We start from the raw sequence: 11,560 nt of genomic DNA on the forward strand, positions 1-11,560 counted from the left end.
GTCTCGGCCCGGCCTTCCTCGGTGCCGTCCCGGAAGGCAGGTTGAGAGGCGTCCCGGCCCCGAGGGGTGCCGGCCTTTCCTATTGAGGAGTACACCGTGTCCGAGAAGATTTCCGGGAAGAAGCTCGAGCTGGCAGTGATCACCGGCAGCGTCCGCCAGGGCCGCTTCGGTCCCGTGGTCGCCGAATGGTTCGCGGAACAGGCGCGGCAGCACGGCCGGTTCGGCGTCGAGGTGGTGGATCTGGCGGACATACCGCTGCCGCTGGACCTGCCGCCCCTGCCGCCGGCACTGCAGCCCGACATGGAGCGGCCCGCGGACATGGCGCCGCTGACGCGGCGGCTCGCGGCGGCCGACGCGATCGTGGTGGTGACGCCGGACTACAACCGCAGCTTCCCGGCGTCCCTGAAGGCCGCGATCGACTGGCACTACACGGAGTGGCAGGCGAAGCCGATCGGTTTCGTCGGCTACAGCGGGGCCAGCGGCGGTCTGCTGGCGATCGAGCAGCTGCGCCAGGTGTTCGGTGAGCTGCACGCGCACACCGTCCGCGACATGGTCTCGTTCCCCCGCTACTACGAACTGTTCGCGCCTGACGGCACCCTCATCGATCCCGACGGCCCCAACGGCGCGGCGAAGACGATGCTCGACCAGCTCGACTGGTGGGGCTCCGTGCTCCACGACGCGCGCCGTGACCGTCCGTTCGGGGCCGTCTGACGGCGGCCGTCCCGCGCAGCCGCCGCACGAGTGCCACCGCCGCGGTGGCGAGGGCCACCGCGGCGAGGGACAGCAGCCAGTTGCGCGGATAGTCGAGCGGAAGCACCGAGGGGTTGTGCGGCGTGCCGGGGGCGAAGAGGACCGGCAGGGCGATCAGTGTCAGGCAGCCCGCGGTGACGAGCGCCCCGCGCAGCGGTCCCCGGCCGGGGAGGCGTGCGAGCAGCAGGCCGGCGGCGAGCACCAGCGGGGCGACGAGGAGGTCGTGGAGGACGACCGCTCCCGCCAGCCAGAGGGCGACGTCCCGGGCCTGTCCGCCGCTGAGGAGGAGGAAGACGCCGACGCCCATCAGGGCGACGCCCGCCGCCCCTGTCGCAACGCGCATCACAGCACCTCGATCCTTCCGACCCACTTGGTCTGCCACACGCCGGGGCGGTTGGGGGCGATGATCCGGGCGGGGAAGCCGTGGTCGAGGGAGAGGACCTCGCCGCCCAGGCGCAGCGCGAGGAGGGTGAGCGGATCGTCGGTGTATCCGCCGCCCATCTCCATCACCCGGTAGGCGCCTCGCTGTTCCAGCGAGACGACCCTCAGCGCCGCGCCGGGTGGTGCGCCGGCCCGCCGCAGCAGGTCCTGGACGCGTACACCGGTCCATCGCGCGGACTTGCTCCAGCCTTCGACGCAGGCGATGGGCAGCGTCACGGTGTGCTGGGGCAGTGCGGCCAGCTCGTCGAGGGTGAGGGCACACGACCGGGGGCCGGTGACGGTGAGCCGCCAGCCGGCGAGGGACGGGAGGTCGACCCGGGCCGCGGCGGCGGTGCGGTTGACGGGCAGCTGCTGCGGTCCGTGGTCGGGGTGGCGGGGTGCGAGCAGGTCAAGGTGGCGCAGCGGTGTGAGGGACTGGCCGACGGTGGTGACGGTGACCGCTCCCACGGCCGCGGCGACGCCGGTGAGGAGGGAACGCCGGTCCGGTCCGTCCGTGGCGGGCAGTTCGGCGGACCCGGGTGAGCGCCGGCTCCAGTAGTCCCTGATCTGCGGGTACTTGACGGCGATGTGCAGTACGAGGGCGCCCGCGAGCAGCCAGGCCACCGCGAAGTGGACGGGCACGAAGGAGAACGGCCACGGATACCACTGGGCGGTGTTCAGCAGCCCCGTGGCGAGCTGGAAGAGGGCCGCGGCGACCAGAACGGCCACCGAGAGCCGTTCGAGGGCGTGCCGCAGGGACCGCAGAGCGGGCCGTACGAAGAGCCTCGGGTAGACCGTCCACAACTTGGCGAGCAGCAGCGGGACCGCCGCGATGCCGCTCGCCACGTGGAGCCCCTGGTTGAGGCGGTAGCCCCAGTACGGCCGGCTGGGCAGCGACCCGGCGAGCCAGTCCGGCGGCCGTTGCAGGTAGTGGCTGATCACCCCGGTCACGAAGCACACGGCGACCGCCGCGCCGAGCAGGCGGCCGACGGCGGTGGCCGTGCGGGCGTCGTGCAGCCCGCCGGTGAACCTCGGCGGCCGGAGGGTGATCGGTGGTCGGATCCTCATGCCTTCCATGAGAACCCCGCGGGAGGCGTGTGCGAGGGATCCGACACCTTACGGAATGCGGACGTCGGGAGGCGTCCTCCCCGTTCGGGCCGCTGCGGCTGGAAGGCTGCTGTCCGTGATCACCATCCGCTCGCTCATCGCCTGCCTCCTGGTCGCCGGCCTGACGGCCGTGCTGGCGGCCACGGTCCTCAAGGACGGCTACGTCACCGATCCCGGCGGCCTCGCACGGTGGTACGCCGCCTGCTGGCTGCTGTTCGCGGCGGCCGTCGTCGCCGTGCGCAGGATGCCCGTGCGGCGCGCGGTGGTGCTGATCCTCGCCGGTGGTGTCGCGATGGCGGCGACCGGGCTGCTCGCCCCGCCGCGGACGAGCACCGACTCGTACCGCTACGCCTGGGACGGCAGGGTGCAGGCCGCCGGGATCTCGCCGTACGACCACGCGCCCGCCGATCCGGCGCTCGCCGGTCTGCGCGACGACTGGCTGTTCCCGCGGGGTGCGGACTGCGCGGTACCGGAGCGCTCGCGCGTCGACGGTCCCGCGGGCGAGCGGCACTGCACGCGGATCAACAGACCGCGCGCGCACACGATCTATCCGCCGGTGGCGCAGGGCTACTTCCTGGTCGTGCACGCGCTGTCGCCCGACGACGCCCGGCACAAGGCACTGCAGACGGGCGGGGCGCTCCTCGCGGTCGGCACGAGCGTCGTGCTCGTGCTGGTGCTGCGCCGTCGCGGTGATCCGCGGCAGGCCGCGCTGTGGGCGTGGTGTCCCGCCGTGCCGGTGGAGGCGGTGAACAACGCGCACGCGGACGTGCTGGGGGTGCTGCTCGCGGTGCTGGGGCTGTGGGTGGTGGTCCGAAGGCGCTTCGAGGGCGGTGTGCTGCTCGGCGCGGCGGTGGCGACGAAACTGCTGCCCGCGGTGGTGCTGCCGGGCGCTCTGGCGGGCGTCCGGCGGTGGCGGGACGCGGCGGCCGTGCTGGTGCCGGCCGCCGCAGTGGTGGCGGTGACGTACCTGCCGCACGTGCTGCTGTCGGAGAGCTCCGTGCTCGGCTATCTGGGCGGCTACACCGAGGAGGAGGGCTACGCCGATCCGTCGGCCCGCAACCGCTACGCGCTGCTGCGGCTGGTGCTGCCGGACGCGTGGGCGCTGCCCGCGGCGCTGCTGGTGACGGCGTTCGTCGTCGTGCACGTCGTGCGCCGCGGCGACCCCGGACGGCCGTGGAGCGGCGCCCTGTCGGTGACGGGAACGGTGTTCCTGCTGATGACGCCGGGATACTCCTGGTACGCGCTGCTGCTGGTGGCGCTGGTCGCGCTGGACGGCCGGTGGGAGTGGCTGGGCGTCGCGGCGGCGGGAGCGGCCAAGTACGTGACGGTGCACCTCGAGGGGGACGGCGCGGTGGTGGGCACGACGGCGTACGCCCTGGCGGCAGCCGCGGTGGCGGCCGGGGTGCTGGTCCGGCGGAGCCGGCCGGGTGGTGCCGGCTCACCGCTTCCCGGGCGACGGGAGTCCGGGCGTGTCGCGGTGGGCAGTAAGGAGGAATGACCACCTCCGCCGAACGGTCCGAAGCCTCGCCCGTCCGTTCCCGCCGTGCGCTGCTGGCCGGTTCGGTCGGCAATTTCGTCGAGTGGTACGAATTCGGCGTCTACGGCTACTTCGCCACGATCATCGCCGCGAACTTCTTCACGCCGGAGGGCGGCAGCGACGTCGAGGCGCTGGTGAAGACCTACGCGTCGTTCGCGCTGGCATTCTTCTTCCGGCCGGTCGGGGCCGCGCTGTTCGGCCGGATCGGTGACCGGATCGGGCGCCGTCCGACGCTGATCCTCGTCATCGGCCTGATGACGCTCGCCACCACCCTGATCGGTCTGCTGCCGACCTACGCCACCGTGGGCGCCTTGGCGCCGTGGCTGCTCACCCTGCTGCGCATTCTCCAAGGGCTGTCCGCGGGGGGCGAGTTCGGCGGGGCCGTGTCGCTGATGACGGAGTTCGCGCCGCCCGGCAGGCGCGGCCTGTACGGCTCGTGGCAGTCGTTCACTGTGGCGCTCGGCCTGCTCGGCGGCGCGGGGGCGGCGGCGCTGCTGGCGACCGTGCTGTCGGAGGCGGCGCTCGTCGACTGGGGCTGGCGGCTGCCGTTCCTGCTGACACTGCCCCTCGGTGCGGTCGCCCTGTGGCTGCGGCTGCGGCTCGAGGAGACGCCCCGTTTCCGGGAGGCGGAGGCCGCGCCGGCCGCGCCACCACCGACCGGGGAGGTCGTCAGGGCGATCGTGCTCGGCGCCGGCCGGATCATGGGCTGGGCGGCGGCCGGTTACACCTTCCTGGTGGTGCTGCCGTCGTATCTTCAGTCCAGTCTGAACGCGTCGTTCCGGGAGGCGCTGATCGCCACGGTCCTGGCGAACCTGGGCTTCGCGGCGTCGATCATCCCGGCGGGGCTGGTCAGCGACCGGGTCGGCCGGCGGCCGGTGATGCTGACGGGTGCGGCCTTGGTGGTGCTGCTGGCCCTGCCGCTGATGAACCTCCTTCAGGACGAGGGCGCTTCGGCGGCCGCCAAGGGCGCCGCGGTCCTCGCCGCCGGCGCCGTGGTGGGTCTGCTCGCGGGGCCGGGGCCCGCGATGCTGGCCGAGATGTTCCCGACGTCGGTGCGCTGTACGGGACTCGGCCTGGCGTACGCGCTGTCCAACGCGGTCTTCTCCGGGTGCGCGGGCCTGGTCATCACCGAACTGATCAAGCGCACCGGCAGTGTCGACATCCCCGCCTACTACGCGGCCGCGACCTGCGCGGTCAGCGTGTTCGCGCTCCTCACGCTGCGCGGCGACGACCACCGCAGGCCGCTGCGGTGAGGGTCGTCGGGCTGATGTCGGGGACGTCGTACGACGCGATCGACGCCGCGGCCGCCGACATCGTCCTGAAGGACGGCAGGCTCGAGCTGAGCCCGCTCGGCCTGATCTCGGAGCGGTACGACGACGAGCTGCGGGCGGCGCTGGCGGGAGCCCTGCCGCCCGCCACGACCACGCTGGAGCGGGTGTGCCTGCTGGACACCCGCATCGGGCAGGCGTTCGCCGCGGCGGCGGTCCGCGCCGACCGCGAACTGTGCGCGAGGACCACCGAGTTGGTGGCCTCGCACGGGCAGACCGTGTACCACTGGGCGGAGGGCGGGCAGGTCCACGGCACTCTCCAGCTGGGGCAGCCTGCGTGGATCGCGGAGGCGACCGGCTGCACGGTGGTGTCCGACTTCCGTCCGAGGGACGTGGCGGCGGGCGGTCAGGGCGCCCCGCTGGTCGGTCTGGTGGATCTGCTGTGGCTGCGCGGCCGGCCGGGCGTGCCGGCGGCACTCAACCTGGGAGGGATCGCCAACGTCACCGTGGCCGGCCGGGCGGGCGAACCGGTCGCGTTCGACACGGGCCCGGCGAACGCCCTGGTGGACGCGGCGGTCGCGGAGCTGACGGGCGGACGGCTCGGCTACGACGAGGACGGGGCGCTGGCCGCGGCGGGCCGGGTCGACCAACCGCTGCTCGACCGGCTGCTGGCGGAGCCGTACTACCGGCTGCCCCCGCCGAAGACCACCGGCAAGGAGCTGTTCCATGCGGGCCATGTGCGAGAAGCGCTGGCCGGCGTCGGCCCGTTGCCGCCGCAGGACGTGATCGCCACGCTCACCCGGCTGACGGCGCGGACCGTGGCGGACGCGCTGCGGCCGCTGGGGGCGACCGAGGTGGTCGCTTCGGGAGGCGGCACGCGCAACCCGGCTCTGATGGCGGCGCTGCGGGCCGAGCTGGCCGGGACACCGCTGCGCACCTCCGACGAGTTGGGGATGCCGGCCGCCGCCAAGGAGGCGTACGCGTTCGCCGTGCTCGGTTTCCTGACCGTGCACGGCGTGGCAGGGACCGTGCCGGCGTGCACGGGTGCCCGAGGAGCGCGCGTCCTCGGGTCGATCACGCCGGGCGGCCGGGTTCCACCGCTCGCGTCCCCCGCGGAGCGCCGGGTCGACTCCTTGGTCGTCATGGACCGTTGACCGTGGTGGTGCGACCTGGCGCGGCCCGCACCACCCCGGCCTCGGCGAGCGTGTCCGGGCGGCCGGAGGGAGCGAGCGCTGCTCCCGTGCCCGTATTCCTGATTCGTGCCGGCCTGCTGCCCCCGCGGCAGCAGGTCAGCCGACCAGGAAATCCGCTTTGCCGGCCTTCGCTCCCTGGATGAAGGCCTCGATCTCTCCGGAGGTGTAGATCAGGGCCGGCCCGTCGGGGTCGGCGGACTGGCGCACCGCGACCCTGCCGTCGGAGAGCTTCATGGTCTCGACGCAGTTGCCGCCGTTGCCGCCGCTCCAGGGCTTGTGCCAGCCCTCCTCACCCAGCTCGGCGGCCGGCATTCCGTTGTATATGCGTTTCATTCACAGCTCCTTGCGGAGATCGTCGAGGATCTCCTTCGTGCGTTGTACTGTCGCGGCCTGCGCCGCCATGCGGTCCATGACCTCGAGGTGCGTGGCGACCTCGGGGCGCGCGTCGAGATAGACGGCGCCGGTCAGGTACTCGCTGTAGACCATGTCCGGGAGTTCGGCCACAGCGAACCGGAAGAGGACGAAGGGCCCGTACGTCCCGGGGTGGTGGCCGGCCGCGAACTCGGCGATCTGCAGGGTGACGTTCGGCAGCCGGGCGCCGTCGAGCAGCTTCTCGATCTGGGCCTTCATCACCCCCGGCCCGCCGACGGGCCGGCGCAGCACCGTCTCGTCCATGATCACCCAGAGCTTGGGCGCGTCCGGCCGGGTCAGCAGGGACTGGCGCTCCATACGCAGGGCCACATGGCGTTCGACGTCGTCCGGCTCGGTGTGGCCGATGGCTCCGCCGAGCATGATGGCCCTGGCGTAGTCCTCGGTCTGGAGCAGACCGGGCACGAAGTGGGGTTCATACGCACGGATGAGGCTTGCGGCACCCTCCAGGCTGACGTACATGCTGAACCAGTTGGGCAGGACGTCGTGGAAACGCTGCCACCAGCCCGGCTTGTTGGCCTCTTCGGCCAGCTCCACGAAGCCGCGGGCCTCCTCTTCATCGATCCCGTAGGCGCCGAGCAGCAGTTGGACGTAGGGGATCTTCAGCGCGACCTCGGCGGTCTCCATCCTGCGGATGGTGCCGGGGGCGACGCGCAGGACCTTGGCCGCTTCCTCGCGTTTGAGCCCTGCGCGTTCCCGCAGGTCCTGCAGGCGTCTACCGAGAACGACCTGCCCCACAGTGGGGGCGGACCGCGGTTCACTCACTTCGAGACCTCCCCACGTGCTTGTTTGCGAGCAGTGTGCCACGGCACCCACTCAATGAATATGCCCACTCTGGATTTTTCAAAGTGGGGGTTGCCAATGTGATGGTTGCAGCGGGAGAGTGGTCGTGTGAACCGTGACGCGCTCGCCACCGAGCTCCTGGACTCCCTCGCGGGGCCCGATCTCACCCGGTATGCCTTCGAGTTGCCGGCGCGCGCCGAACAGGTCTCACGGGCGAGAAAGATGGTCTCCGCACGGCTGGAGAGCTGGGGCGTCGGAGAAGACGCGCACGACACGGCACTGCTCGTCCTCTCCGAGCTGTTCACCAACGCCATCGTGCACACCGGCGGTCATCTCGTCGCCTGCGAACTCCGCGCGGACGCCGACCGGTTGCGCGTCACGGTGCAGGACCAGGGCGCCGCCGCCACCGGCCCGCGCGTGTGCCACGGCGCGGAGGGCGAGCGCGGACGGGGTCTGCTGCTCGTCGAGGCGGTGAGCTGTGCCTGGGGCACCTACGACGCCGCGCCGGGAGCGGGCCGCGTCGTGTGGGCCGAACTGCCCTTCGTACCGGCCGCCGATGCCGCTTCCAGGGAAGGGGCGTCGGCGTCGGAGTGGCCGTGCTGAGGAACCTGGCGCCGCTCGTCTCGCGGGGCGTGCGCCACGACGGAGCCGACCGCCTGAGCACCCTCGAGGTCCCCGACGCCCTCCCCACCACCCTGGGGTGCGACGCGGTCGGCGTCCCCGAGCACTACGGAATCCGCCTGCTCGCCCGGATGCGGAGCACCGGCTGTGTGTTCGCCGACGGCTCCTGGTGGTGGTGGATCGTCCCCGCGGGTTCCGACCTCGACCTGACCTGGCCGCTGCCGTCCCACTACGCCCGCGGGGCGCGGGTGCCCACGAGCGGCGCCCGGCTGATCCGCCGGCCGGACGGCCCGAGCCCCTACACGCCGCCCATCCCGCTGTACCTGATGGCCTGTCAACTCACCGGTACGACCCCGATGTGGCCTGCCGGCCTGACGGGCTCGGCACGCGGCTGAACCGAGCGGCCGCCACGGTCCGCCCGACCGCGGGGCGACCCGCCGGGATAGGCTTCTGCGCATGTCAGAAGCGAATACGGGCCCCGAACGGCAGGGCCTCACACCGCGCCAGGCCCGCCGTGTCCGGATAGCCCTCTCGGCCGTCATCATGATCGCGGTGGGTGCCACCCTGGCGCTGCGGCTCGGCAGCACCCACTCGGTGCTCACCGTGGGCTTCTACGGCATCGCCCTGATCCTCTCCGGCAGCGCGCTGGTCCTCAGCCGCGCCGGACGCACCCGGTGGGCCACCCTGGTCCTGGGCGTCGGCGTGGCGGTGGCTCTGGTCGCGGAGTGGGCGATCGCCTCGATGCGCTGAGCACGGCGAGGCCGGCCTTTTACCGAGGCGGCCGGTCACCGGGCCGGCGGCCGACTGATCCGCGGGGCCGAGCACGGGGATCGCCGGGCACGTCCATGGTCATTCACCAAATGACCCCACCCAGGGCGCAGTTCGGCCTCGCGACTGCCCGGAAGGTGGCCTGCCGGGGTCGGCAGGACGCCCGGCCCTGCGGCTGCGGCGGCTCGCACCGGCGGCAGCAGGAACACGGGGGGGGTGACGCCTGGACAATGGCCCCCGCGTGGTGGCGATCTGGTGGTGGGTCAGCGGCCGGTGGAGCCGTCGATCAGTTCGCGGAGGATGTCCGCGTGACCCGCGTGACGGCCGGTCTCCTCGATCATGTGGGTGAGTGCCCAGCGGATGCTGGGGGCCGGGTGGTCAAGCTGTGGTCGAGGGACCGGTGCCCCGAGGTCGGTGCACCCGTCGAGCACTCGGTTCGCGCGCTCGACCGCGTCCCGGTAGCGGGCCACGACATCGTCCACACTGTCCTGCGGCGATGCCTGGAAGGTCGCTTGCCAGTCGTCGACCTGCTCCCCGAGGAACATCGAGCGCTCGACGCAGGTCAGATGGTTGAGCAGGCCGAGCAGGTTCGTGCCCGACGGCACTGCGGCTGTGCGCACCTGCGGTTCGGGAGCGCCGTCGACCTTCGCGGCGATCGAAGTCCGTAGGTGGTCGAGGAATCCGCGCAGGACCTCGGTCTCACTGTTTCCGGTCCGGGGTGGCGGGGTGTCGCGGCGGCGGGTGCGGCGCGTGGTGCTGGGCACGGGATTCTCCTTGCCTTCAGGGCCGGACCGGGATCACACGGTGCGGCGGATGAGGAGGATGTGGTCGGTGACCTCGGCGGTGCGTCCGCCCGGGCCGGTCGCGGTCCGGCGGGGTGCGTCGGCCCGCTCCACCGTCCACGTCGCCGGGTCCAGCCCGATTCCCGCGGCGACGTCCCGAGGGCTCGGGTACCGGATGTCGGGGTCCTGGTTCCACGACCACGGCGCGGTCGAGCCGTGATCGACGACCAGCAGCCGCCCGCCCGGGCGCAGCGCGTGCGCAGCCGCGCGCAGGACGGCGGCCCGGTCCAGGTCGAAGGGGGTGTGCAAGTAGTGGGCGCAGATCAGGTCGAAGGCGCCGGACGGGAAGGACTCGTGCAGGTCGTGCCGCACCGCGGTGACGCGCCCGCCGAGGCCTTGTGAGTGGGCGAGGGCGGCGAGCCGCTCGACGGCCACGGCCGAGATGTCGACGGCGGTGACGCGCCACTGTCGGCGGGCGAGCCACAGCGCGTCGCCGCCGTTGCCGCATCCGAGGTCCAACGCGTCACCGGGCGGCAGACCCGTCACGGTCTCGGTGAGGCGAACATTCGGCTGCGGGCCGTCGGCTTGCGTCCGTGCCGCGTACACGCCGTCCCAGAACGCGACCGCTTCGGTGGTACTCATCGGGGCTCCTTCTGTCGGTATGCGCCCAGTCTGAGGAGCCGACCCGTGACTTGGCACGAAATCTTGCGGTTATGGCAAGGTGGCCTGATGGATCACCACGCGGACGACGAAGTTCTCGGCGCGGTCGGACCGCGGCTTCGTGCGCTGCGCCGCGACCGCGGCATCACCCTTGCCGACCTCGCGGCGACGACCGGCGTCTCGGAGAGCACCCTGTCCCGGCTGGAGAGCGGGCAGCGCAGGCCGAGCCTGGAACTGTTGCTGCCGCTGGCCCGTATCTACGACGTTCCGCTGGACGACCTCGTCGGAGCCCCGCGCACCGGCGACCCCCGGATCCACCTCAAGCCGATCAGGCGGTTCGGCATGACCTTCGTGCCCCTGTCCCGGCGGCCGGGCGGGGTGCACGCGTTCAAAATGATCATCCCTGCCCAGCCGGGACCGCTGGAACCGACCCTGCAGACCCACGAAGGCTTCGAATGGCTCTACGTGCTCAACGGCCGCCTGCGGCTCGTCCTCGGCGAGCGCGACCTGACGTTGCCGCCCGGTGAGGCTGCCGAGTTCGACACGTCCTTGCCCCACTGGCTGGGCAGCGCCGACGGCGGCGTGGTCGAACTTCTCATCCTGTTCGGCCTGCAAGGGGTACGTGCGCATGTGCGCACCGACACCCAACGCCCGTCGCAGCCCGGGAACCAGCGGTGACCCTGGAGAGCGATTGCGTGCTCGCCTCGAAGTGAACCCCGCCGCGCGGCTGCCGGTCCTCGGGCCGTGGCAGGTGCTCACCCGCCGGGCGGAGCAGGCTCGTTCCGGTAGTTGATGTCGCGCCGCCGCGGTCGGTGCTTCGCCTGCGACTACCTCGCCGGCCCCGGACTGCGCCGCGAGATCCACGGCGGGCTCCAGGTCGTGGAGAACTGGAACGGCGCGAACACCGTGCTGCACTACGGCAAGGACGGCGCCCTGACCGGCCCGGACAAGGAGCACGCCGAGACTTCGATGCTCGCCCTGCACCTGCTCCAGTCAGCGCTCGTGCACGTCAACACCCTGCTGGTGCAGCAGGTCCTGGCCGAACCTACGTGGGCGATGAAGCTGAGCGACGAGGACCGGCGCGGCCTGACCGCGCTGTTCTGGTCCAACGTCAACCCGTACGGCACCTTCCGCTTGGACATGAGCAAGCGCCTCGACCTCGGGCCGACCGCTGCCGTGCCCCGCCCCCGCACACCGGCGGATGCCGTCGGCCGGTCGGCCACGACGATGTGATGAAGGGCT

15 protein-coding genes are annotated in these 11,560 nt (G+C 72.4%); 9 read left to right on the top strand and 6 right to left on the bottom strand.

Annotation, left to right across the window (positions count from 1 at the left end; genetic code table 11):
- The first annotated feature begins 96 nt into the window (after positions 1–96).
- A complete protein-coding gene (locus SPRI_RS05325) occupies positions 97–711 on the top strand; it encodes an NADPH-dependent FMN reductase (RefSeq protein WP_005309159.1) in 615 nt (204 codons plus the stop codon).
- Here SPRI_RS05325 and SPRI_RS36870 read toward each other — a convergent pair.
- Positions 599–1,093 (bottom strand): hypothetical protein, encoded by a 495-nt coding sequence (locus SPRI_RS36870; protein ID WP_234020322.1) that lies wholly within the window; start codon positions 1,091–1,093, stop codon positions 599–601. The two genes, SPRI_RS05325 and SPRI_RS36870, sit on opposite strands and share 113 nt — an antisense overlap.
- Complete coding sequence (locus SPRI_RS05330; RefSeq protein ID WP_005309163.1) at positions 1,093–2,247, bottom strand: molybdopterin-dependent oxidoreductase; 1,155 nt, start codon at positions 2,245–2,247, stop codon at positions 1,093–1,095. Before SPRI_RS05330 ends, SPRI_RS36870 begins: the two co-directional genes overlap by 1 nt.
- A gap of 97 nt (positions 2,248–2,344) precedes the next feature.
- On the opposite strand from SPRI_RS05330, the gene SPRI_RS05335 reads away from it, so the two are divergent.
- Genes SPRI_RS05335 through SPRI_RS05345 form a run of 3 tightly spaced genes read left to right on the top strand, consistent with a single transcriptional unit; the run spans position 2,345 to position 6,236 of the window.
- Positions 2,345–3,775, top strand: a complete 1,431-nt coding sequence (locus SPRI_RS05335) for a glycosyltransferase 87 family protein (RefSeq protein WP_005309165.1) — start codon at positions 2,345–2,347, stop codon at positions 3,773–3,775.
- Positions 3,772–5,067: an MFS transporter gene (locus SPRI_RS05340; protein WP_053556730.1), complete on the top strand. Its 1,296-nt coding sequence runs from the start codon at positions 3,772–3,774 to the stop codon at positions 5,065–5,067. Before SPRI_RS05335 ends, SPRI_RS05340 begins: the two co-directional genes overlap by 4 nt.
- Entirely contained in the window at positions 5,064–6,236 is a 1,173-nt protein-coding gene (locus SPRI_RS05345; RefSeq protein ID WP_053556731.1) for an anhydro-N-acetylmuramic acid kinase, read from the top strand. The genes SPRI_RS05340 and SPRI_RS05345 overlap by 4 nt, the downstream gene beginning before the upstream one ends.
- Before the next feature lie 135 nt (positions 6,237–6,371).
- On the opposite strand, the gene SPRI_RS05350 is transcribed toward SPRI_RS05345, so the two are convergent.
- Positions 6,372–6,608 (bottom strand): DUF397 domain-containing protein, encoded by a 237-nt coding sequence (locus tag SPRI_RS05350; RefSeq protein ID WP_005309170.1) that lies wholly within the window; start codon positions 6,606–6,608, stop codon positions 6,372–6,374.
- Complete coding sequence (locus tag SPRI_RS05355) at positions 6,609–7,469, bottom strand: helix-turn-helix domain-containing protein (protein WP_005309172.1); 861 nt, start codon at positions 7,467–7,469, stop codon at positions 6,609–6,611.
- A 126-nt stretch (positions 7,470–7,595) separates the two neighbouring features.
- On the opposite strand from SPRI_RS05355, the gene SPRI_RS05360 reads away from it, so the two are divergent.
- The 3 genes from SPRI_RS05360 (at position 7,596) to SPRI_RS05370 (ending at position 8,858) form a co-directional block, all read left to right on the top strand.
- A complete protein-coding gene (locus SPRI_RS05360; protein WP_050791419.1) occupies positions 7,596–8,090 on the top strand; it encodes an ATP-binding protein in 495 nt (164 codons plus the stop codon).
- Positions 8,084–8,503: a hypothetical protein gene (locus SPRI_RS05365; RefSeq protein ID WP_374987863.1), complete on the top strand. Its 420-nt coding sequence runs from the start codon at positions 8,084–8,086 to the stop codon at positions 8,501–8,503. Before SPRI_RS05360 ends, SPRI_RS05365 begins: the two co-directional genes overlap by 7 nt.
- A 61-nt stretch (positions 8,504–8,564) precedes the next feature.
- Positions 8,565–8,858, top strand: coding sequence for a hypothetical protein (locus tag SPRI_RS05370; protein ID WP_005309178.1), 294 nt, complete (start codon positions 8,565–8,567; stop codon positions 8,856–8,858).
- A 281-nt stretch (positions 8,859–9,139) separates the two neighbouring features.
- On the opposite strand, the gene SPRI_RS05375 is transcribed toward SPRI_RS05370, so the two are convergent.
- Positions 9,140–9,640, bottom strand: a complete 501-nt coding sequence (locus SPRI_RS05375; protein WP_005309179.1) for a DinB family protein — start codon at positions 9,638–9,640, stop codon at positions 9,140–9,142.
- Positions 9,641–9,673: 33 nt separating this feature from the next.
- Positions 9,674–10,300, bottom strand: coding sequence for an SAM-dependent methyltransferase (locus SPRI_RS05380; RefSeq protein ID WP_005309180.1), 627 nt, complete (start codon positions 10,298–10,300; stop codon positions 9,674–9,676).
- Positions 10,301–10,387: 87 nt separating this feature from the next.
- Between SPRI_RS05380 and SPRI_RS05385 the strand changes: the two genes are divergently transcribed.
- Together SPRI_RS05385 and SPRI_RS05390 are read left to right on the top strand one after the other, a co-directional pair.
- Entirely contained in the window at positions 10,388–10,996 is a 609-nt protein-coding gene (locus tag SPRI_RS05385; protein WP_005309181.1) for a helix-turn-helix domain-containing protein, read from the top strand.
- A 114-nt stretch (positions 10,997–11,110) separates the two neighbouring features.
- Positions 11,111–11,551, top strand: a complete 441-nt coding sequence (locus SPRI_RS05390; protein ID WP_086025574.1) for a Tn3 family transposase — start codon at positions 11,111–11,113, stop codon at positions 11,549–11,551.
- Positions 11,552–11,560 lie beyond the last annotated feature (9 nt).

The sequence above is a fragment of the Streptomyces pristinaespiralis genome, from assembly GCF_001278075.1.
GTDB classification, from domain to species: Bacteria; Actinomycetota; Actinomycetes; order Streptomycetales; family Streptomycetaceae; genus Streptomyces; species Streptomyces pristinaespiralis.